This is a genomic window from Dyadobacter soli (assembly GCF_900101885.1).
Taxonomy (GTDB): Bacteria; Bacteroidota; Bacteroidia; order Cytophagales; family Spirosomataceae; genus Dyadobacter; species Dyadobacter soli.
Map to the genome: position 1 here is coordinate 159,914 of NZ_FNAN01000017.1, position 18,426 is coordinate 178,339.

21 protein-coding genes and 2 pseudogenes are annotated in these 18,426 nt (G+C 45.3%); 12 read left to right on the forward strand and 11 right to left on the reverse strand.

Going from position 1 to position 18,426, the window contains the following annotated elements:
* Positions 1–287: 287 nt before the first annotated feature.
* The 7 genes and pseudogenes from BLQ88_RS26035 to BLQ88_RS26065 all read right to left on the reverse strand — a co-directional run bounded on the left by BLQ88_RS26035 (position 288) and on the right by BLQ88_RS26065 (position 8,160).
* Positions 288–1,472 carry a hypothetical protein gene (locus tag BLQ88_RS26035; protein ID WP_090155934.1) on the reverse strand — a complete coding sequence of 395 codons (1,185 nt, stop codon included), beginning with the start codon at positions 1,470–1,472 and terminating at the stop codon, positions 288–290.
* A gap of 159 nt (positions 1,473–1,631) precedes the next feature.
* Complete coding sequence (locus tag BLQ88_RS37460; RefSeq protein ID WP_090155935.1) at positions 1,632–2,633, reverse strand: helix-turn-helix transcriptional regulator; 1,002 nt, start codon at positions 2,631–2,633, stop codon at positions 1,632–1,634.
* 2 nt (positions 2,634–2,635) lie between these two features.
* Positions 2,636–3,211, reverse strand: coding sequence for a GNAT family N-acetyltransferase (locus tag BLQ88_RS26045; RefSeq protein WP_218132956.1), 576 nt, complete (start codon positions 3,209–3,211; stop codon positions 2,636–2,638).
* A 193-nt stretch (positions 3,212–3,404) separates the two neighbouring features.
* Entirely contained in the window at positions 3,405–5,396 is a 1,992-nt protein-coding gene (gene mobC / locus BLQ88_RS26050; RefSeq protein WP_090155936.1) for a conjugal transfer protein MobC, read from the reverse strand.
* A 14-nt stretch (positions 5,397–5,410) separates the two neighbouring features.
* Positions 5,411–6,703 carry a relaxase/mobilization nuclease domain-containing protein gene (locus BLQ88_RS26055; RefSeq protein WP_090155937.1) on the reverse strand — a complete coding sequence of 431 codons (1,293 nt, stop codon included), beginning with the start codon at positions 6,701–6,703 and terminating at the stop codon, positions 5,411–5,413.
* Positions 6,691–7,098: pseudogene (locus tag BLQ88_RS26060) on the reverse strand (plasmid mobilization protein); the annotation flags it as partial. The gene BLQ88_RS26055 and the pseudogene BLQ88_RS26060, both read right to left, overlap by 13 nt.
* 165 nt (positions 7,099–7,263) lie before the next feature.
* Positions 7,264–8,160 carry a DUF8464 domain-containing protein gene (locus tag BLQ88_RS26065; RefSeq protein WP_090155939.1) on the reverse strand — a complete coding sequence of 299 codons (897 nt, stop codon included), beginning with the start codon at positions 8,158–8,160 and terminating at the stop codon, positions 7,264–7,266.
* Positions 8,161–8,334: 174 nt separating this feature from the next.
* On the opposite strand from BLQ88_RS26065, the gene xth reads away from it, so the two are divergent.
* The 5 genes from xth to BLQ88_RS26090 all read left to right on the forward strand — a co-directional run bounded on the left by xth (position 8,335) and on the right by BLQ88_RS26090 (position 11,672).
* Complete coding sequence (gene xth / locus BLQ88_RS26070) at positions 8,335–9,120, forward strand: exodeoxyribonuclease III (RefSeq protein ID WP_090155940.1); 786 nt, start codon at positions 8,335–8,337, stop codon at positions 9,118–9,120.
* An 8-nt stretch (positions 9,121–9,128) separates the two neighbouring features.
* Entirely contained in the window at positions 9,129–10,001 is an 873-nt protein-coding gene (locus tag BLQ88_RS26075) for a helix-turn-helix domain-containing protein (protein WP_090155941.1), read from the forward strand.
* Positions 10,002–10,072: 71 nt separating this feature from the next.
* Positions 10,073–10,489 carry an ester cyclase gene (locus BLQ88_RS26080; protein WP_090155942.1) on the forward strand — a complete coding sequence of 139 codons (417 nt, stop codon included), beginning with the start codon at positions 10,073–10,075 and terminating at the stop codon, positions 10,487–10,489.
* Between the two features lie 160 nt (positions 10,490–10,649).
* A complete protein-coding gene (locus tag BLQ88_RS26085) occupies positions 10,650–10,928 on the forward strand; it encodes a hypothetical protein (RefSeq protein ID WP_090155943.1) in 279 nt (92 codons plus the stop codon).
* A gap of 168 nt (positions 10,929–11,096) precedes the next feature.
* Positions 11,097–11,672 (forward strand): hypothetical protein, encoded by a 576-nt coding sequence (locus tag BLQ88_RS26090; RefSeq protein ID WP_143016935.1) that lies wholly within the window; start codon positions 11,097–11,099, stop codon positions 11,670–11,672.
* Between the two features lie 13 nt (positions 11,673–11,685).
* On the opposite strand, the gene BLQ88_RS26095 is transcribed toward BLQ88_RS26090, so the two are convergent.
* Complete coding sequence (locus tag BLQ88_RS26095) at positions 11,686–12,189, reverse strand: GNAT family N-acetyltransferase (protein WP_090155945.1); 504 nt, start codon at positions 12,187–12,189, stop codon at positions 11,686–11,688.
* Positions 12,190–12,275: 86 nt separating this feature from the next.
* Here BLQ88_RS26095 and BLQ88_RS26100 point away from each other — a divergent pair, with 86 nt between their 5' ends.
* On the forward strand, positions 12,276–12,653 hold the full coding sequence (locus BLQ88_RS26100) for a DUF4174 domain-containing protein (RefSeq protein ID WP_090155946.1): 378 nt from the start codon (positions 12,276–12,278) through the stop codon (positions 12,651–12,653).
* Positions 12,654–12,659: 6 nt separating this feature from the next.
* A pseudogene (locus tag BLQ88_RS37605) lies at positions 12,660–12,869 on the forward strand (DUF4385 family protein); the annotation flags it as partial.
* Between the two features lie 127 nt (positions 12,870–12,996).
* Here BLQ88_RS37605 and BLQ88_RS26110 read toward each other — a convergent pair.
* On the reverse strand, positions 12,997–13,341 hold the full coding sequence (locus BLQ88_RS26110; RefSeq protein ID WP_090155947.1) for a nuclear transport factor 2 family protein: 345 nt from the start codon (positions 13,339–13,341) through the stop codon (positions 12,997–12,999).
* A gap of 144 nt (positions 13,342–13,485) precedes the next feature.
* Between BLQ88_RS26110 and BLQ88_RS26115 the strand changes: the two genes are divergently transcribed.
* From BLQ88_RS26115 to arsB, 5 genes are read left to right on the forward strand one after another with little or no spacing between them, the layout of a single operon-like run.
* Entirely contained in the window at positions 13,486–13,815 is a 330-nt protein-coding gene (locus BLQ88_RS26115; RefSeq protein WP_090155948.1) for an ArsR/SmtB family transcription factor, read from the forward strand.
* A 54-nt stretch (positions 13,816–13,869) separates the two neighbouring features.
* On the forward strand, positions 13,870–14,451 hold the full coding sequence (locus BLQ88_RS26120; protein WP_090155949.1) for a DUF6428 family protein: 582 nt from the start codon (positions 13,870–13,872) through the stop codon (positions 14,449–14,451).
* 25 nt (positions 14,452–14,476) lie between these two features.
* Positions 14,477–14,971, forward strand: coding sequence for a GNAT family N-acetyltransferase (locus BLQ88_RS26125; protein ID WP_090155950.1), 495 nt, complete (start codon positions 14,477–14,479; stop codon positions 14,969–14,971).
* A gap of 6 nt (positions 14,972–14,977) precedes the next feature.
* A complete protein-coding gene (locus BLQ88_RS26130) occupies positions 14,978–15,391 on the forward strand; it encodes an arsenate reductase ArsC (RefSeq protein ID WP_090155951.1) in 414 nt (137 codons plus the stop codon).
* A gap of 3 nt (positions 15,392–15,394) precedes the next feature.
* Positions 15,395–16,468: an ACR3 family arsenite efflux transporter gene (gene arsB, locus BLQ88_RS26135; protein ID WP_090155952.1), complete on the forward strand. Its 1,074-nt coding sequence runs from the start codon at positions 15,395–15,397 to the stop codon at positions 16,466–16,468.
* A gap of 45 nt (positions 16,469–16,513) precedes the next feature.
* Here the strand turns inward: arsB and BLQ88_RS26140 are convergent, their stop codons facing one another.
* On the reverse strand, positions 16,514–17,824 hold the full coding sequence (locus tag BLQ88_RS26140) for an alginate export family protein (protein WP_229212868.1): 1,311 nt from the start codon (positions 17,822–17,824) through the stop codon (positions 16,514–16,516).
* A gap of 72 nt (positions 17,825–17,896) precedes the next feature.
* Positions 17,897–18,415, reverse strand: coding sequence for a group II truncated hemoglobin (locus BLQ88_RS26145; protein ID WP_229212869.1), 519 nt, complete (start codon positions 18,413–18,415; stop codon positions 17,897–17,899).
* Between the last annotated feature and the right edge of the window lie 11 nt (positions 18,416–18,426).

Here is an 18,426-nt window from a genome sequence, read left to right on the forward strand (position 1 = left end):
AACCTAGCCCAGTGAAAGTTGCATTTGTGAATGTTGCAAGCAGCTAATCTCCTTTTTTGTGCTTATGTGCTTTCAACGAAGGCGTATTGCCTGGTGATTCCTTATTGTCCCGTTGGCGCTTGTCTGGTTCTCCCGTCGACTTGGCAACTTTTTTAGGTCCTGTCTTGATTCCCATGACTGTTATAGTGTTAAGTAATAAATCAATAGTCACTGGTACAAAAAAGCTATGCCATTGATCTGTAATGGGATTATCTTAGTGCGACAGATAATATCAATCATTCTGCCTATCACAACTCCTTAATTTGCTCAGTCAATCTGGTCATTATGTCGATCAGCAACGATTTATCCCTTTCCTCAACCGAATAGCTCTTTACTCTAAGACTACTGTGAGAGATATCGGCGCGATGTGGCGTGGACAGATAAGGTGCCACAGATTGAAAGATTGCTGATAATGAACGCGCTGATATAATATTGGAAAGATCGGCGGCTTTGAAAAATAGTGATAGTTGATCGACCGTGAGATTGCAAATCACCTTATCTGAGGTCTTTCTCTCATACTTTCTGGCCTTCTTGAAAGAACGATCGTCAAGCTCAGCCACAGCGGGACGAGTAACTTTTGACCGAAAGTCAATCTCTTCAATAAACCATGTATTGATCGTCAGGCTTAGATCGTCGAAATGATTGCTAAAAATCATGTCCTTCATAACAGGAATTTGATTGAAGGTTTTTTGTAAAAGGGCAAGATTCTGCATTGCCAGGGAGGAATCGCCAGGAATGTCCACCATATGAGAGAATTTAGATGTCAAATATTTGACAAACAGTGGCGAATTGAAATTTCGCTCAATCATGATCACTTCCAAGCGGTCGAATAGCTCGGTCGTCGCCGGCGAAACATCGAAGAAACTGACTGCGTTACTAACACTGACCCAATAATCCACCTTCCCGATCGTGATCTCACCACCACGGCGATTCAAGAAAATATCACTAAATGCTCCAATCACTAGTTCTGATAGTTCCGGATTATCCCGCATAACGCCGAGGTTCCCAAGCTTACGGAAATCGTGGGCACTAGTATCAATGCTAAGCATGTCCAGCGAGAGGTCTCGATCTACAAGATTTTTGTAACGCTTGATGATAAATGCAGACACACCGCCAAGACAGGAAAGAACACTTTCGAGTGCAAGACGAAAGTTGTCAGCTCTGGCCGGAATTTGATTTAAATTGTTGCTCGCAGTCTTCATCAGGCTCACCGCCGCACAGAGATACTGATTTACTGTATTTTTTATTTGCCGGTGTTTTTGTTCCTGAAAGACAAACTGTTTGAACAACAGGATTAGTCGTTTCTCTTCCTGTGTGGCTTTTTCTACGATCGCTATGGATTGTTCGTCGTCCAAACTTTCCGGCTCTGTTCTCCATGGATCTAGCTCGTTAACCATTTGGTCTAACCAGTCTAAAGCATACTCATGTCCCATACGCTAGTCATTAATTACGTGATGAATATCTGGGACAAAACTCAGGGATTTAAGTCGCGGAAGAAATACGAGAAAACAACTATTTAAAGGTTCCGGGACTACGCAAAAAGACGCAAATCGTCTACGCAAAAACACGTATTTCGACCTGCGTTGGTTGTATTAGCCATTTTCCCAAATTTGTAGCCGGTTGAGTAGCTCGACTCGATTGGAGACGCCGAGCTTCTCATAAACGTTTTGAATATGTTTGCTAACGGTCCGTTCGGAGATATAAAGTTCGTTGGCAATGTCCTTATATGCCTTTCCGAATCGTACAAGGCGAACGATCTCTTTTTCGCGTGAAGTCAACCCGACTGTACTGAGATTTATCTCAAACCGCTGAGTGGGTGAGATACCGTTTGCCTCCAACTGCTGGATCATTTGCTCGATTAAATCAAGCTTCGACAATGAGTCGCTGCCATCAGCGCTCGCGAGTTTTAACAGTTGTTCGTATTCTTCACGGCTCTCCCGTATTGAGCGCCTGATGAACAAGACTGTGATTACAATAAAGCCGACGTTCGTTAGTAAAGCTTCCGGAACCTGGTGGATCCTGAAAAACGCAAAAAATGGAAGAGATGCCCAGGGAACGACGGCAAGATAGACTGCCGTCACTTCAAAGAAGCGCCGATCCTGGATGTCTTTCTTATACTTATCCTGAATGGATTGCTGTATTGTATAAAGAAGTACTAACGCATAGGCAGCAGGTATGACCATGCCGTAATTGATAGCATGGTCTATATCGCCGTCGTACAGGAACTTCAAAGGAAAAATAACCGCGAAAGGTAGTAGAATGAAGAGTGGAACGCCGTAGAGCGCATGCCAACGGAGCCTATTCAGCTCAAATGCTTTATAGAAATAGAATGGAAAATATGCTCCCATCAAAAATCCCATCCCATAGGCGATGGCATATTGAACCACAATGGGCGGGCTGCTAAGATTTGGATCTGGGAAGAAGCCGCTTGCGATGTTCTTCGAAATCAAAAAAAGAAGCAAACCAAGGTAATAAAGCCTTCGCTTATCTCTGGGATGCGATAGATAATAAAAGAATTGATACACGAACATAATCAGTTCGAGTATGATGAACACGAGCGTCACCACGTGCATATCTGTACCTCCAACGCGCATTTCTATTGACCATTTCTAATGAGAAAGAGATTGTATCCAAAGTCTAGCTGATTATAGACGTCGAGCCCGAACTTCTTATACCACGGCAGATTTTTGACTGTGGAAGTTTCCAAATAGATTGGTCGTTTCATTCGTTCCGACTCAGCTACAAGGTCTCGCATCAACTGTTTCCCGACGCCGTTGTTCTGGCTATCGGGGCGCACGCCAATGAACCAGAGGTAGTAGATTGGATCAGCGGGATAATTTTTCGAAATCGCCTTTTCTCGGCTAATGGCCTTGGAAATGTTTCCAAAACCAATACCATTCAAGATCAATTTGACCTCTAATAAAAGCGACTTTAAAGTTGTTTTCTTACGTTCGGGGAACGACACCAACGCACATCCCTTTTTGTCGTCCGACAGGTAGACCTTACCGAAAAGCTTGCATGTTTCGTACGAATAGTCCATCAAAGCGCGAATGCGATTGAGTCTCCGACCGTCGGACGGGATGAGATAATTTACGCTTTGATTGTCTTGAAAAGATTGGGTCAGAATGTCGATAATCAACCCTTTGTCTTTCGCTGTCGCTTCCGTCATCATCAAAGATTTTGGTGAAACAAGTCCTGTTAAACAGCGAGGAGGATCTGCGAACTTAAATAACATTTACGGAAACCATAAAGAATTTATTAGAATTTTATTAGAATTATTTGCACGTGCGATGCGCATAAAGAGGTATCGTTGTGACTCTCAGCCTATTAATTTAAAGGTGCTTAAACTTTGAGAATAGCTGGTCTCAATCGTTGTTTTTTCGAACAATTAGGTGTTGTAGTGAAGGATCTTCAAGAATACGCCGCATTTCAGACTGCACTATTTCATCCACTTCTCTTTTAATTTGAAGGTAATTCTGCTGGACGATATTCGAGTCAACGTGACGTACGATTGGCAATTGAGAACTATCATCTTTTGCACTTGCAGTTTGGGTCGGTGTCGTGAATTTCGCATGAAAACCTTTCAGGTCTATCCGCTGGTCAGGGTTGTCTGCGACAAAACCCACGAACTCCCCGGAGCTTAATGAAGCAATGGTGGAGGGAGGAATTGCCAATTCCAATTGCTGCGATTTGCTAACAGACGTGTCCATTCTGTTAATTGAAAGTCCCGTCCGATCCTGCATAATTTTCCCGAAACGTTCCGACAGTTGCTTGGCAGTTTCGCCACTCACTTGCCCACTTATGACATTTCCTGTAATGTTCATGATCACCTCGGCATACTCCCGGCCATAATCTTTCTTAAGCTGACTGAAATCCTGAATGCCGATTGTAGTCGCGACCTTATTGGACCTGGCAGTTGCGATAAGCGTGTCCATGTTATTCAGGTATACGGTGGGGAACTCGTCAAAGACAAGACTGCATTTCAGCCGTTTGGGTTGATTAACCAGTTTGACCAGGCGCGTAATATATAAGGAAAGCACAGCCCCGTAGGTCTGAATTTTCTGTGGGTTATTGCCCATACACAAGATTTTGGGATGCTCTGGATTATTAATATCCAGGGAGAAATCATTACCCGATAATACATAATAAAGCTGCGGAGAAGCCAATCGAGCAAGGGCGATTTTGGTCGACCCAATTTGACCTTCCAATTGCTGCATGGCTTCGTTGAGATACGCAGTTACAAAAGGATTGACGAAAACTTCGATCTCCTTTTCCGCACGTAAAATGGTAAAAAGGCGATCGTAATCCATCTGCATGAGTTCAATCACATGAGGTAGCGTACAGTATTCGCCGCCCTGGTATCGGCGCAAGAACCATATCACCGCAGTCATAAAGTTGATTGATGATTCCACGAAGAAATCACCCTGTCGCTTGATCCATTCGCGGTTTAATCCCATTAGTATTGTTCTCGCTGACTCTACCGCGTCGGTGATATCAGTCATGCTTTCAGCATCCAATGGGTTACACCTGTGACTTCGGGAAAGATCGTCAAAATTGATTGTATAGAACTCAGGGCTAACCTCATAATGCTGCTTGTTCTCGGCCCAAGCGCGGTACGCTAAGATCGACAAATCGTTGTATTTGAAATCATAAACAAACATGGAATAGCCCTTGGCGATGTGCTGAGCGATCACGTGCCGGAAAACAAAATGGGTTTTTCCAGAACCCGGCGAGCCGCAAACTAATAGCCCTCGAAATGGATTGATTATATTGATCCAACTCCCTCGGAATCTGTTCCTATATCTGTATTCGGCGGATAAATTGATTGAAAACTCATTCTCAATGCGGTCTTCAAATTGCGGAAAGGTCTCACTGTACTTGTTGAAAATATCATTGCTCAGTCGGCTTCTGATAATTTTCGAAAATTGGCTGCCACCCGAAAGAATCATCAGAAAACCAGCCGAACAGACCAGAATATACAATATTGTCAGAGCTGTGTTGGGAATCAAAAGCCTGAGTATTAATGTGCTTATGAAATACAACAATAGGCCCGACGCTAATTGTACAAAGCCACTCCTTGAATTGACGTTCTCGCTTTTCTTACCTTTGATACCCACCAAAGAAATAAGTAAAAATCCCAGCGCAATGGCCTTCGATTTCAACGGTGATGATAGTAGACCAGAGCGTGCTATTTTGTCTAAAATCCTGTCGGAGATAGACGATGTAAGCTCCCATTCAAAGAATGCCTGATAGCAGAAAAAGTAAAAATGAAGAGCCAGCACTGTAAGGCTGACCAATCTCGTCATATCAGTAATCTTCCGAAGACTCTGATCGTTTTCACCAGTATTTGAAGCCATATTGATTCGCTATTTTAGAGTTGTTGAGACAGACGAGACAGACCTTTTTTCTTTTTACGTCGTTTCGAGCGTAACTGGCTCGGCGTCGAGCCATCCTGTTTTGCAGGATCAAAGAGCACATCGGCGGCATTTATCTCACTGCTGCTAGGCCGTAAATCGCCGCCGTAAAATCCACCGAGAGCTTCATTTCTATTGGCATTGGCGGGGTCTGCGGAAAGTTTCTGCCGGTTTAGATGTTCGTAAGCAGGACGGTTTTCATGAGGCGCGCATCGCTCTTGAATGGCCTTTGCGCTATAACTTTTTCCCAGAGAGCTGCCGTTGAATACGGATCGTGTTCTGTGGTCTACGTAGGTGATTCCGTAAATCTGGCCAGCATCATTCTGCCGAATTACTGTTTCGATCCCTTCTCTCCTTAGCTGGCTTGTGAGCTTTTCCAAAGTGGTATTGGCCTTCCCGAGCAGAGCAAAATCGATCGTATTTTTGACTCGGTTCTTATCGGGTTGGCGCTTCTGCTCATTTGCCTCGAAGCGCTCCAATAAATTTTTTAACGTCGGCTTCTGTGCGAAATCGCTTGCTTTAATGGGAACGCCGACTCGCTCACCTCGCTCATTGATAAGCCGGTAATTCAAGCCTCCTTTTTTGTAAGTCCTGGAATCCTCACTGCCCCTGTCGGCAGCTACGTTGAACTGATTTAAGACAGCATTTAACTCTGGAATGGATGTGAATTTGTACTGATCTATCACGCCCGAGAGCACATTAGATATGGCCCTTTTTGTTTCAGTCTTACCATAATTGGCCTTGACCATCGCTGGCCTAATCACGAAGGAATCTCTTTTTCGCTCATCAGCTTTCACTAAATTGAAGTCGATTTCAATCTGCTTTCTTGCTTTCTCTGACTGGTTTCTTCCGATGTTTTGAGTCTCAATCCGACGACCGTCTGCCGCAATTTTTACCGACACAATATGGATGTGTGGGTGACCAGAATCATGGTGTTGATACACGAGAAACGGTTGGTTTCCAAAGCCGATCTTGTCCATATAAGACTGCGAAATCTCTTTTAAATCTGACTGGGAAAGTTGCTCTGATGGGTCGAAGTTCAAAGAGATATGGACTGCATTTCGGGTGACATTCTCATTCAGGGCAGCAAGTTTTAACAGCATATTTAGCCGTTGCTTCTCCGATAAATTGATCGCTTCGTCGGGATAATTTGCTGCCATAATGCACTCTGCAATACCTTCTTTCAGCTTGTTCTCATTGTAGTGAAACGTCTGCCTGATCGAGTTACCTGTCTTAATTATTGCAACCATGTTTTCGCTGCTTTACTGATCTCCAACTGGATGGTTTCAATCATTTTTAAGACTGCTTTTTTGTCCTGCTCATACTCGGTTAACCAGGAACTGTATTCGCTGATTTGCGAGAGCGTTTGAAGCCTCTTGACTGCCTGATTAAAGTTGTTACCAATAGCTGAAAGTTCTCGGCGAAGCTCTATCAATGTTGACATTAGCAAGTCCAGGGACTCATTGCGATAATTGACCGTAATGGGCTCGGACAGTATAATTTTCCTTGCGTAGTCACTGATCTTACGACAGGTTGTTCGTTGTACTTTTCTTCGAATCAACTCACTTTCTGTGGTCGTCAACCGGATATGAAGCCACTTATTTCGGTTCTCCTCTGTCTTTTCCATACCTGTATTTGATTGATGTTTTTGTGTCTGATTTTACGATACCCCCGCCAGCGACTTCGGAGCGCTTGGGCGGCCAGATCCTAAGGTTGTGATACAACCTGACATCTGGCCGATTGCGGTTAAGAGGCAATCCTCCGGATTTTTGATAGGCTCGCTTTTCGAAAGATCTGATTATGGCTGAGATCAGAAATCATTTTCCGGAGTCTTACTAATGAGCCATTCGTTAAGGTCTTTGAACCCCTCATAGAGCGGACTTCCATCCTTGTACTTTTCGCTGATCTCCCTAGCGGACGAGCTGCACTTAAAACCGGCAGTATCGCGGTCGAGGTAAAGGTTAATTTGCTCGTGTCTTTCCAGGAAATCTTTAGACCGGCCAAAAAAGGAGACTGAGTTTAGGATCACATAGTCTTCCCGCATCTCGCTGGCGTTTGCCGTGATGGTTTTATAGGATAAAAAATCAAAGAATCCTTCGAAGACAGATACCACTGACGCTCCGTTTTGAATCGTGGTTATATCCTTGGGACTGCTGGCAACTTTGGCAAAAGAATTACGCAGTTCATAGCCACCTGAATCATTTTTTAAACCAACAGCGAAATACTTTCGCTCTCGTACTTTGTAATAGATCTGCTGGCAGTAACGGGCAGCAATTTCTCCTGGGATGCATCGTGACGAAATGTACCGTATTAACGACGGGCTCGTCAAGACACCACTAGAAAGGATCTCAATATTCCGTCGGCTCACAGTCGAGATGTTCGGAGCCGTATGTGTTGTCGGTTGATGAAATGATAGATAATCTGAAAAAATCCTGACGACTTCACGAACTGAACATTGATAGAACGTTACTGCGAAATCCACCAGATTTCCTCCCACGCCAATTCCGTGATCATACCAACGGTTCAATTGCCGATTCACTTTGAATGAGGCCGTCCATTCATTTCTGAATGGCGACAAATACCAATGGTCGACATTCCTGATATTGACTGGTTCAAACCCGAGCTCAAACAAGTAGTCAACCATATCAAACTCTTTGATTTTAGCCAACGTTAATAGTTGACATTGCTCCCTCGCTCTATCCCACATTTCAGTCGTTATTTAGTTCGTATTGGCGAAAATAAAGAGGCTGAAATTCAGACACCTATCCTATGTAAATTCTCCCTAGGAACAACCAAGCTGGAAATGCGCCGCGTCTGTCAAAGTTGGCAAACTTGTCTGGTCTAATTTTTCTGGTCAAAAACATAGCTAACACAGTTTCAAATGAAGATTGCGACTTTCAATATCAACGGCGTTAATGGCCGCCTTCCGGTTCTGTTAAAATGGCTCGAAGAAGCTAAGCCTGACGTTGTGTGTTTGCAAGAATTGAAAGCGCCGCAAGACAAGTTTCCGGAGCGGGCGTTGTTGGATGCAGGATACAATTCCATTTGGCATGGGCAAAAAATGTGGAACGGCGTCGCAATACTTTCAAAGGAGCTCCCACTACAAGAAGTTCGAAACTCGCTTCCAGGCGATGACAGTGATTTGCATAGCCGGTACATCGAAGCGATCGTCGGCAGGATGCTGGTTTGTTGCCTTTATTTGCCAAACGGAAACCCTGCGCCGGGACCAAAGTTCAATTATAAAATGGCGTGGTTTAAGCGATTAAAGAAACATGCGAAATATCTGTTGTCGGAGGAAGTTCCGGTGGTACTGGCAGGTGATTACAATGTCATTCCAACAGAAAAGGATGTTTACAAACCTGAGCGATGGGCGGATAATGCATTGTTTTTCCCGGAGCCTCGCAAAGCTTATAAGGAATTGGTCGGCCAAGGGTGGATCGATTCGATCAGGCATCTGCATCCAGACGAAACTATTTATACTTTCTGGGACTATCTTAGAAATGCCTACGGACGGGATGCCGGTCTCCGCTTAGATCATTTACTTTTGAGTCCGCAAATCGCTCCGCGTCTGGTCGCGGCGGGCGTGGATAAACACGTCCGCGGCTGGGAAAAGTCCAGCGACCACGCACCTACGTGGATTATTTTAGCGGATGAAGAAGAAACATAGATTTCCAAATGAATACTTACAACTTGCCTGATGATCTTTTAGATGACGGTCCATCGCAGTCGGATGAGGTCGCGATCCGTTTTTACAATTCCGATCGCAATTCAGTCAAAAACAGGATTGTCCTCAATCAGAATATGATTAACGTTCTTGTTAGCGGAACGAAGACGATCATTTATCCGGATGCGACGGCAGTAGTTCAGGCTGGCGAGCTGGTTGTCCTGTCTACCGGGAATGTGCTTGCATCCGAGCTGCTTGTCGGGACGGATCGGTTTACAAGTGTTCTCTTTTATTTTAGCAATGAAGTGTTTAACCGTTTCCTGATCAAATATGAGCATTTAATAAAAGGCAATACTCCGACAGCAAGCAGGCAACCTTTTTTGATTTTCAAACAGGACAGCTTTATAAGCCACTTCATTACGTCGCTGATGTCCTTGCTCAGCTGTGGCGGTACATTGCCCGCTGAAGTCCGGCAACTTCGGATCGAAGAGCTGTTGTTATATATGCTTCATGCCGATCCTCAAAGGTTTCACTCCATTCAAATCATCACACGCGATCGACAGCAATTGCAGATCAAGAAAGTGGTCGAAAGTCAGATCGGTCAGCCGACTACGGTGGATGACCTGGCATTTCTCTGCCACATGAGCACTTCGACATTCAAAAGGAAGTTTAACGAGATCTATCAAACATCACCTCAAAAATGGCTGCTCGCCAAAAGACTCGAACTGGCCGCCGACTTATTGAGATCTTACGATGAAAGCCCTTCCGGCATTTATATGAAAGTCGGTTATCAAAATCATTCAAGCTTTTCGGAAGCATTCCGGAACCACTTTGGCAGCACGCCCAGCGACTACCAGCAAATGTATTTGAACGTTTCGCCGTAGATCTTGGCCGTCTATCCCTAACACCCTCGCTGGGCGCAACGGTACTTTTGGACCATCAAACAAACATAGCAATGATGGAAACAATGACCGAAAACAAAGCAGTCGTCCGCCGCTTCAACCAGGAAGTAATCGCCGAAGGTAATCTTGAAAGCTTCAAAGCGCTGATGGACGAACAATTTATCAATCGCTCTGCACCTGAGGGTATGGATAACGGCCCGGCAGGTATGATTTACTTTTTCAATGAAATCCTTCGCCCGGCAATGCCTGACATCCATGTAACCATCCACCAGCAGATTTCAGAAGGTGATTTGGTGACAACGCGCAAAACAATTAGCGGAACTCAAAGCGGAGCCCTTTTAGGTATCCCGGCTACGGGACGGGCAGTTAACATTGACGTGATTGATATCGTCAGGGTAAAAGACGGCAAGTATTTTGAACACTGGGGGATCACCTCGCTCCCGGAGGTATTATCTCAACTCCAAAACTAGGGTACCGTCAACCAGCATTTGAACTCCTGCTAGCGTTCGGAAACGGACCGTCGGCGGGAGTTTCTGTTTGACATATGCACCCACAATCCTGAGAAAATTCTCCTTAGGATCGTTTCAGACGCATTTTATAAATTTGGAAGATCAAAATTAAATCCAAAACATGATGAACGCGAAAGAACTGGTAAGTGTGTATGATACCATCATGAGTATCCCCGGCATGAATGATCCGATAAAGATCGACTTAAAAATCAGTCGGAGAAATGTATTGCTGTTGAGCCAGGCAATCAACAAGGCTTTATCGTCGGAGGCATCCGCCGACTCAGTAAACTTGATTGACATTTGTTCGCCCGAATCGAAGGAGGAACTGACCACATTTTCAAACGAGTGCTTGCTTAAGTCGGGATTGAATGAGCTGAACGACCGCCTTTCTAAACTTTGACCTCAGAGTATGAGTAATTTACAAATGCTAATCGAAGTTTGGTAGTCGACAGAGAAAATTTAATGTGGCTGTGACTTGAGTCTATGAATAGAAAAAGATACTTTTGAGATCATGTAAATGATACTGAAAATATCTTCAAACTTTCTTCATCAACAAACTTCTAATATCATGGACTCAGTGCTTCAAACAACTGACAAGGAGATATTTCGGATAATTGGTATCTCTGATGCCGACTTCGAGAAAATCGACAACTCTGATTGGATTTGGTCGGTTTATCCGTTTGAAGCTGGGGATGAGAGGCCTATTGCAGCGTTCTCTGAATTTGCAAGTGCTTTCAAACTGGCGTGCCGGTTAAACGATTTCGTTGAAGGTGGTATGGGGGTTAAGCCAATTCTCAGAACTGAAACCGATATCCAGCTTGACCGATATCATCAACTGATTGAGGTAGGCATGACACCTTTCTTGATCCGTCTGAAAAGCCAGGGAGGCGAATTGGAAGTGATTGATGGTGTCAGCAATAATCTGGATGAAATCAGCCTGGAAAACAATATTTCGGAGCTCGTAACAAATTTGAAATTCAGAAGGAGAATTGGTTGGGAGTTTGATCTCGTTGGAACGTTTTGGGCTCCGAGCCGTCGACTAGCGATCAAAAAGGCTAGGACATTCAGTGCAATGATTTCCGAATTACAGGACCGAGTGCCCGGGTTGTTTGAGAAGGCAATTCTGTCTTACAGTCATTCGTAAGTTTGAATTATGGTCAATTCCACTTTTTCTCCCAATCATTGCGATCGAGTTGGTAGACTGCGCAAAAGTCCTTATCGAACGTGCGGTTTTCAACAAAAGAAAAGCCTAGTTTTTCATAAAATTTTCTGGCTCTCACATTGGATGCAAGTGGATCGATGATAATTGCCGTCACTTCGGGCGATGCGAAACAGCGGGCAATGGCCTGATGCATCATTTCAGTACCATGACCTTCACCGAGGTCACTAGCCTCACCAATCCAAATATCTATCGCGCGAAGGTTAGGGGCTACATTGCCCCAATAATGTCCATCTTCTATTAAAGGATCAATGATTTGCACAAAACCGATCGGGCGACCGTCCAGCTCGGCAATTAGTTGCTCGCGCCATGGAGGGCAGCGCAGCAGTTCGGTCTCCCATCCCCAATCGTCGTTCGGATCGGAAGCAACCGTATGAGGTTGTTCGTCCCAATGTTGTAGCAACGTCAGATCATCAATTCTTGCGGCTCGGAAATCAATCATGGTGGTTTTCTATTTGCTTTTGCTGTCTCGGAAATAGCATTTGCCAAGATACATCCATCTGGCAGAGTATTTTATATAGAAGCTGTATGAAAACACTATTCGGAATAATGATGATCGCAATAATCGCAGCTGAGTCTCCGCGCCAAGTTTTGCTTTTCTACACAAACAGCGGTTTAGAAAAGCAGAAATCACAGATGGCGATCCTGGATGCACGTCGAAAAGACATTCGGGAGCGTGATATCAAGGTATCCCAATATTCATCCACTTGGAACGATTTGTCCGAATGGAAAAAGTGGGACGTCGATAGTGTCAATGCATTCACTTTCATATTAGTAGGCCGTGACGGAGGCGAAAAGTTGAGGTCGAGTGAAGTGGTGAGTGCTGAGAAGCTATTTGGGCTGATTGATGCGATGCCGATGCGAAAAGATGAGATGAGAAGAAATGAAAACAATAAGCCCAGGTAGGAACGAATGGGTAAGCGACGACCAAAAGAAACTCCATCTTACTTGAACTTTGACGAGGAGGCCTATTCCTGGAAGCCGGATGTCGATTATAAAAAGCATCCGGAGCTGTACCGCGTCGGCAGAGGCGAGCAGGGTGTTTTGATTTGCGAGCCCTACAAATCGGAGATCGGCCAGTTCTGGCGATTTAAGACCAAGGCTATTGCAGAGGAAAGCAGTAGCTTCAGAAAATACTGCGTTCGCAAATCATCGAAATATGCCTGTGAAACCGGGGAAATTGCTAGTGTAGCGACTAGGGGCTGGCTCATCAGAATCGGGCTAGGTTGGGAAAGATTTTTAGATTTCCTTATTTGATCTCAATGACAAATGCGGTCAATTCAGCCATCTTTCCATCTTCGAACCGCCAGACGTCGCAGTATGAATAATGTAACAGTATTCCGTCCCGGCCCTTCAAATCGATTTTGCCGACCGCTGTAACGTAGTCGCCTTCTGCGATCAGGGTTTCGACATCAAACTTCGGCGGCTCCAAATAGGTGTCAGTCAAATACTGCCGCACAGCTGCCTTGCTGCTCAATGTCTGCTCTCCGACGAAATTCCATACGACGGTATCTATACAGAATGCTAAAAATCCTTCGTTATCACCCCTCATTACTGCGGCATTAGCTGCCAGTAAGACATCTTTGTTTCCCATTTTAGCGAAGACGTTTATTTGATATTCTAAATGAAAGATCTGTACCAACAACAACGCTTGCCATCAAAGCAGATTCCACGCAACCGGTCAAAAAAATATAAATCGTAATATTGCGATTTATATTTTTTGTCTTATGTTTGCACTATGGGACTTACAAAAACTGAAATATTCACCGAAGAACAGAACCGCATTGCCGACTTGGCCAAGGCATTCGCGCATCCCGCGCGGGTGGCGATCTTACAGCTGCTGGTCGCCCGCAAAGCCTGTGTTTGTGGCGATCTGGTGGATGAGCTGGAACTCGCTCAGGCGACGGTCTCGCAACATTTGAAAGAATTGAAGCGGATTGGGATTATCCAAGGCGAAATCAACCCGCCGCGCGTTTGTTATTGTATTAATCCGCCGGTATGGGAAGAGGCCCGGCAAGCATTCGGCTCGGTGCTGGAATCATTCGAGAGCGTCACCTGCTGCAATTAAGCGGGTGTTTTTTTGAGTAAATCAATCGTAATATTACAATAAAAATGTTGACTTATGACGAATCCATCAAATCCAATTGCGCACCGCCCTATGACCTGGGGCGAGTTTAAAAGTACGCTCGAAGAAAACCCTGACCTGCACCTGCAATTCGAGTATGAAGCCGGTAAGTTTGTAGACAGCTCCTACCATATCACCGAAATTAAGCAGGCTCCGATTGTCTCGGTTGACTGCGGCGGAGTGATGAACAGCTGGACAGAAGTGATCGTGCAGTTATGGGAACCTTCCGTTAAAGAGGTCGAGCGTGCGATGAAAGTGGGCAAAGCACTCAAAATTGTCAGCCTTGTGGAGAAATCGTTGCAGCTAAATCCGAATGCAGTAGTGAAAATTGAATTTGGAAACTCAAAGTTCGACACGCGCCAAATGTATCCGGGAGAGTTTATTACCGACGAGGAAGCATTCACAGTAAATCTGGTTCCCGATTTCACCCAATGCAAAGCACTTACGCGCAATCAGAGCTGCGGAACGTCGCCCGCCGATGCATCCTGCTGCGGCCCGGCTGACAAAAAGGAGGAACCTCAGCTGGTTGTGGTCGGTGAGGAAGCGTCTTGTTGCACGCCGGGTGGCGGATGCTGTTAATAAATCATCCTAAAACAGCATTTCGATGACAATCAGAGAACTTTTACCCGACGATTGGCCCGCCGTTCGGGAAATCTATGCTCAGGGTATCGCTACTGGCCAAGCAACGCTTGAAACAAGTCCGCCGGAATGGGAAGTGTGGGATCAGTCCCACGTAGCAAATCTCCGGTATGTAGCCTTCGCTGATCACGGCGAAGTCTCGGGCTGGGCTGCCTTAACGCCGGTTTCGGGCAGGTGCGTTTATGCCGGGGTTGCGGAAGTGAGCATTTACATAGCCGAAGCTTTCAGAGGACGAAAAGTAGGCGACCTGCTTTTAAAGCATTTGATCATTGAAAGTGAAGACAACGGGTATTGGACATTGCAGGCCGGTATTTTTCCAGAAAATCCCGCAAGTATCAGGCTCCATGAAAGCAATGGTTTCCGCATCATCGGCTACCGGGAAAAAATCGGTAAAATAAATGGTATCTGGCGGAATGTCAACCTGTTGGAGCGCAGAAGTAAAACCATAGGAATCAATTAAGTAAACATGAAAAAAGTTTTAGTGCTATGCACCGGTAACAGTTGCCGGAGCCAGATTGCAGAGGGTTATTTGAGGCATTTTGCGGGAGATAAAGCCACCATTTACAGTGCTGGGGTAGAAACACATGGGGTGAACCCCAAAGCCATCGCGATCATGGCGGAAGACGGGATCGATATTTCTCATCATACTTCCAATCACATCGATGAATACGGCGACATCGATTTTGATTTCGTCATCACAGTTTGTGATAACGCCAAAGAGCGCTGCCCTTACTTTCCTACCAACGCAAAGAAAATGCACCACAACTTTCCCGATCCTGCCAAAGCAACGGGTACAGTGGAAGAGATCATGAATGAATTCAGGGCCGTTCGTGAGCAGGTGAAAGCGTACGCCGAAAACTTTGTAAAAGAAAACCTATAATCGATGTCTGCCAACAACTGCGCCCCAGCGGCCAATCGCAAGAAACTCGGCTTTTTAGATCGCTACCTAACGCTTTGGATTTTCCTTGCAATGGCTTTGGGTATTATCCTTGGAAATGTTGTACCATCGGTGCCTGCCTATATCAACCGGTTTTCCAGTGGCACCACCAATATGCCGCTGGCAATAGGTTTGATCCTGATGATGTATCCGCCGTTAGCCAAAGTGAAATATAACAAGATGGGCGAGGTATTTCGAAACACCCGGGTAATGACCGTTTCCCTTCTGCTGAACTGGATTGTCGGGCCAGTACTAATGTTCGTACTCGCGGTAGTCTTTCTGCCCAATCATCCTGAATACATGGTCGGATTGATACTGATTGGCCTGGCGCGTTGCATAGCGATGGTATTGGTATGGAACGAGCTTGCGGAAGGTAGCCGGGAATATGCAGCCGGGTTGGTTGCCCTGAATAGCGTGTTTCAAGTGCTATTGTACAGTTTTTATACCTATTTCTTTATCACAATATTGCCGCCTTTAATCGGTCTGAAAGGGCTGACGGTCGACATAACGATCGGTGAAATTGCTTTGAGCGTCGGCATTTACCTGGGAATTCCGTTCGCGGCTGGCATGCTAAGTCGTATCGGACTGACCGCGTTGAAAGGTGAAAACTGGTATGAAACGAAATTCTTACCCATCATCTCGCCGGTGACATTAATTGCGCTGCTGGCCACCATCGTTTTAATGTTCAGCCTAAAAGGTGAGCTGATCGTTCAGTTGCCCGGAGATGTACTTCTAATTGCCATTCCACTCGTAATCTATTTTGTGATCATGTTCCTGGCGAGTTTCTTCATAGCAAAGTCACGCGGGGCTGATTACGCTCAGAATGCATCTATTGCGTTCACCGCTTCTGGCAACAACTTCGAATTAGCTATTGCTGTCACTATTGGCGTGTTTGGTATCAATTCGGGTCAGGCATTTGTTGGTGTGATTGGCCCGCTGGTAGAAGTACCGGCTTTGATTGCCCTGGTCAACGTAGCTTTCTGGCTGAGAGATAGATATTACAGATCAGCCATAATTTAGGGAAGCTTTTAATTAAGATTTTGGTATCAGATTTGGTTTAAGCCGTCACCATTTCTGATACCAAAGCCGCGGAGCGAAAGATATCATTAAATAACTCCAAACCGGCACCTTCCCGGAATCCGGAACTTTGTTGAGCAGTTCCATGCGTTTATCAGCAATTGTAAAAGAAAACCCGTAAATGATTTCCAAGGCTTTGACCGGTTTGTAATTTAAGGACAGATCACTTTCAAATCCCAGATAAGTCCCATCGATCGCCCGTTCGCCGGAGAGCAACGGATATTGCGAGTAAAATAAATGGGAATCCGCCCGAAGAGATAGCTTCTTACCGGCCTGATGAATGATGAACAAATAGGGATTAACCAGACCTTTGTCGTTCACATCAGCAGGGAACCGGGTAAACAAATTCATATTGCCCATGAATTTCCAGGCCACACCATAAAGCGGCACAAAAGACGCCGACACATTACCCGGAGTTCTGCTATTACTTCCACTCAATATTTCGGCACCCAGCCGGAACAATGTTTTGCCTGTGTTCGCGCTGACTTCCGGCTGAATGTAATAGGCCCTGATTTTTTTCGACGCCGCATTTTGCCCGTATTGGTAGTACGCATTCACTGTTGCATAAAACCACTGTTTGCTGTATTCCAATCGCCCGCCATTGGTGATGCGCCGATAGTATTGCTGATCACCCGTTGCCCGACGGAATACATCCAGGGCATTGATGGTTGTCAGAGTAAACTGGTTTGTCAGTTTATGTTTGAGATGGTGGACAAACAAATATTTATAATTATGCGCAGCAACGGGTGAAAATGCGGGATCAAAACGTTTGGCGTATGGCCTGGTAAAGGCAACGGTCAAATCTGTTTCAAGCTTCTTTTTATAAAGAAAACGGATGCCCTCATGCGAGCGGCTTTGCTGTCCCCAGGGGGCTGCTGAGAATATTCTGCCATTGTCGAGCGATAATGCCTGCCTGCCGATCCGAACAGAAAGGTACTTTGAAATGCCAGGTTCTGCATATGCCTCGAAAAAATTCAGGTTGCCTACCTCGGAGAATCGACCAGATTTACCCCAAACATGGATTTCCTGTGGAGAGGCGTGGAGCCTGAGGCGATTTGTACGGTATGTAATGCTAAGACGATTTCGCTGTGTTGCGAATAATTCCGGCATGACGGTATCGGCAGGCGTCCACATGAAATTATCGCGGTATTCAGCGCGTGGTCGCACTTCGAAGTCGATTATCAGTTCGCGACTTAAACTGTCACCAGACTGTGCATATAGGCTACGGGCAGTTAAAAGCAACACGAGAACTGTTGCCAAATATCGACTTCTTCTGATCTGCTTAAATTGGGAGCCCACTGAGACTGTTTCTCTTTGAGGGCGCAAACTACTGAAAAGAAATTGACATTGTCTATATTCTAAATAGGATAATTAGGTGCCTCGTATGGTCAGTTGACCGCTATTTGCCTTCATCAACAATGTAAGGCCCCCAGTTTCACCCCATCCCCATTTTGGCATTGGCTCGCTTTCAGTTATCGGATTTTCTGTCAACTGCGAGTTGATGACGGCCAATCTTGTTCCCCATTCAATATATCCCACAAATGCAGAGCGAAATTCAGGGTCACTTTTTAGGCCGACTTCATCAGCCGTTTGTAACAATAGCTGCACCCAACGCTGCCGTTTTTCTTCGGTGAGCATCTTGCCGATGTGTTTTCCTATCATCGACGCGTGGCTTCCATTGTCTAGCGTGGTATACAATTTCTCCCCGCCAAAGACTTCGGCGACGAAATGAGCGGCGTGCGTTTGATGTTCCGGGGACATATCCTTGAATACATCGCCCAACAGTTCATCCTTTAAAACCTTCTCATAAAATCGTGCGAACAGCGTTTCAAATGTTTGCATGTCACCCGCCCACTCATAGAGGGTCGGAACTTCTTTCATCGTTGCCATAGATAAATTTA

Coding starts and splice junctions, on each gene's coding strand:
- BLQ88_RS26035 (WP_090155934.1), bottom strand. CDS start 1,472: ATGGGACATGAGTATGCTTTAGACTGGTTAGACCAAATGGTTAACGAG.
- BLQ88_RS37460 (WP_090155935.1), bottom strand. CDS start 2,633: ATGCGCGTTGGAGGTACAGATATGCACGTGGTGACGCTCGTGTTCATC.
- BLQ88_RS26045 (WP_218132956.1), bottom strand. CDS start 3,211: ATGATGACGGAAGCGACAGCGAAAGACAAAGGGTTGATTATCGACATT.
- mobC (WP_090155936.1), bottom strand. CDS start 5,396: ATGGCTTCAAATACTGGTGAAAACGATCAGAGTCTTCGGAAGATTACT.
- BLQ88_RS26055 (WP_090155937.1), bottom strand. CDS start 6,703: ATGGTTGCAATAATTAAGACAGGTAACTCGATCAGGCAGACGTTTCAC.
- BLQ88_RS26065 (WP_090155939.1), bottom strand. CDS start 8,160: ATGTGGGATAGAGCGAGGGAGCAATGTCAACTATTAACGTTGGCTAAA.
- xth (WP_090155940.1), top strand. CDS start 8,335: ATGAAGATTGCGACTTTCAATATCAACGGCGTTAATGGCCGCCTTCCG.
- BLQ88_RS26075 (WP_090155941.1), top strand. CDS start 9,129: ATGAATACTTACAACTTGCCTGATGATCTTTTAGATGACGGTCCATCG.
- BLQ88_RS26080 (WP_090155942.1), top strand. CDS start 10,073: ATGATGGAAACAATGACCGAAAACAAAGCAGTCGTCCGCCGCTTCAAC.
- BLQ88_RS26085 (WP_090155943.1), top strand. CDS start 10,650: ATGATGAACGCGAAAGAACTGGTAAGTGTGTATGATACCATCATGAGT.
- BLQ88_RS26090 (WP_143016935.1), top strand. CDS start 11,097: ATGGACTCAGTGCTTCAAACAACTGACAAGGAGATATTTCGGATAATT.
- BLQ88_RS26095 (WP_090155945.1), bottom strand. CDS start 12,189: ATGATTGATTTCCGAGCCGCAAGAATTGATGATCTGACGTTGCTACAA.
- BLQ88_RS26100 (WP_090155946.1), top strand. CDS start 12,276: ATGAAAACACTATTCGGAATAATGATGATCGCAATAATCGCAGCTGAG.
- BLQ88_RS26110 (WP_090155947.1), bottom strand. CDS start 13,341: ATGGGAAACAAAGATGTCTTACTGGCAGCTAATGCCGCAGTAATGAGG.
- BLQ88_RS26115 (WP_090155948.1), top strand. CDS start 13,486: ATGGGACTTACAAAAACTGAAATATTCACCGAAGAACAGAACCGCATT.
- BLQ88_RS26120 (WP_090155949.1), top strand. CDS start 13,870: ATGACGAATCCATCAAATCCAATTGCGCACCGCCCTATGACCTGGGGC.
- BLQ88_RS26125 (WP_090155950.1), top strand. CDS start 14,477: ATGACAATCAGAGAACTTTTACCCGACGATTGGCCCGCCGTTCGGGAA.
- BLQ88_RS26130 (WP_090155951.1), top strand. CDS start 14,978: ATGAAAAAAGTTTTAGTGCTATGCACCGGTAACAGTTGCCGGAGCCAG.
- arsB (WP_090155952.1), top strand. CDS start 15,395: ATGTCTGCCAACAACTGCGCCCCAGCGGCCAATCGCAAGAAACTCGGC.
- BLQ88_RS26145 (WP_229212869.1), bottom strand. CDS start 18,415: ATGGCAACGATGAAAGAAGTTCCGACCCTCTATGAGTGGGCGGGTGAC.